This is a genomic window from bacterium (assembly GCA_036524115.1).
GTDB lineage: Bacteria > JAUVQV01 > JAUVQV01 > JAUVQV01 > DATDCY01 > DATDCY01.
This window is the reverse complement of sequence record DATDCY010000373.1, coordinates 1-1,833: the sequence shown is the minus strand read 5'-3', so window position 1 is coordinate 1,833 and position 1,833 is coordinate 1. Positions and strand designations below refer to the sequence as shown.

The 1,833-nt window shown below is 73.4% G+C and carries 2 protein-coding genes; both read right to left on the bottom strand.

What is annotated here, in order from left to right:
- A partial coding sequence (locus tag VI078_18165) for a serine/threonine-protein kinase (GenBank protein ID HEY6001215.1) occupies positions 1-1,180 on the bottom strand: 1,180 nt, incomplete at its 3' end.
- A gap of 116 nt (positions 1,181-1,296) precedes the next feature.
- On the bottom strand, positions 1,297-1,833 hold a 537-nt coding region (locus VI078_18160), incomplete at its 5' end, for a hypothetical protein (protein ID HEY6001214.1).

Sequence of the window (1,833 nt, the reverse complement as noted above, 5' to 3'; positions counted from 1 at the left end):
GTGGCGGCGCCGACGCGGGCTTCGCCGGCCGCGGCGGCAGCGACGCGCCGGGCACGTCGAGCATGGTCTTGCCCGCGTCGAACTCCTCCTGCGGCGCGGGCGGCGGTGGTGGTGGCGGCGGCACCGAGGCGCCCCCGCCCGGGCGCAGCTTGCGCGCGAGCGAAGCCGCCTGCTTGTGGTTCGGGTCGGCGGACAGCAGCCGCTCGAGCTCCTCGATGGCCGCGCGGCGCTCGGCGTCGCTGCCCTTCGAGAGCCGCTCGGCGTCGCGCAGCATGGCCTCGAGCGAGCGCTTGCGCGCCTGCTCGCTGTAGTCCGGCGGATTGCCCAGGTAGAGCTGCAGCAGGTCCGCCGAGTGCATGACGCGGTACTCGTCGAGCAGGTCGTCGAGCGCGCGGCGCACCTCGCCCGCGTCGGCGGGCCGGTCCTCGCGGCGCTCCGCCAGGCAGCGCTCGAGCAGGCGCCCGAACGCCGCGGGCACGAGCGGGTTGCGCTCGAAGATCGACGGCGGCTTGCGCGCCGGGCCCCTGCCGGCGGGGCCGGGGATCACGTCGAACGGCAGGCGGTTCGAGAGCAGCTCGTAGATGATCACGGCGAGCGTGTAGAGGTCGCCGCGCACGTCCTGCGGCTCCTCGCGCACCTGCTCCGGCGGGCGATAGAGCTCCTCGCGCAGCGCGTCGGGCAGGACCGACGACTGCAGGAAGCTCTCGCGCTCGCGCAGGCCGAAGCCCAGCACCTTGACGCCGCCCTCGGGCGTGACCTTGATGAGGCGCGGGCGGAGCCGGCGGTGCAGGATCGACTTGCCGTGCGCGTGCTCGAGCGCGCTGCACACCTCGCGCATGATGGCGGCCGCCACCTCGGGTGGCGGCGGGCCGAAGCGCTCCAGGATCTCGCCCAGCTCGAGGCCCTCGATGAACTCGAGCACCGCGTAGATGCGCTCGCCGTCGTCCTTGAGGTCGAGCACCGAGGCGATGCAGTTGTGGTCGAGCCGCGCGGCGATGCGCGCCTCCTCCATGAAGCTGCGCACGAACGCCGGGTCCGACGCGGTTTCCGGCAGCAGCACGCGCAGCAGCACCTTCTGGCTGCGCATCGAGGCGTTCTCGGCGAAGTACGAGTCCGCCGAGCGGCCGTGCCGCAGCAGGCCCTTGATGACGTAATGGCCGATTTGGGTCAGGTCGGACATGTCGTGCGTGGCGCTCCCGAGGATGGTCGGCGAATCCCTGCGAACGGCTGGAATGCGGTCCCGGCGTGGCGTCCCGCGGCCGCGGACGCCGGCCCGCCGCGGCGGGGGCGCCGGCATCAGTGGCCGGCGGTGAAGTCCACCACGACGTTGGTCGAGCCTTCCTTGACGACGATCTGCTTCGAAGCGACGACGGCGCCGGTCTTCCGGTCCCGGACCTCGACGAGATGCGGGCCCGCCTTGACCGGCCGCACCGGCGAGGGCGTGACGGCGCGCTGGTACTGGCCATCGATGTAGATGTCGAGCCCGCCCCGGGGCCCGTCCACGTAGACCCCGCCGCTGCCGGACGCGAGGTCGAAGCGGAACGCGACCACGGTGTCGGCGGACCGGGGCTTCTTCTTCTGTTCGCGCGTGCCGTAGTCGCCGCCGTCGATCCGCACGAGCCACTGCTTGCGGACCAGGCGCTTCGTCCAGTGGGTCGCGGCCGTCGCCACCTTCGTGTCGTCCAGGTAGATGTCGGAGGGCGGCGCGACGGTGACGTCGACCACGATGGAATCGGCCGACCAGGCGGTCGACACGACTTCGGGCGCGGCGGCCAGCGTACCGCCCGGGCCCGGGGCCGTCACGCTCCCGGCGGCGGCCCCCGCCGCGACGCT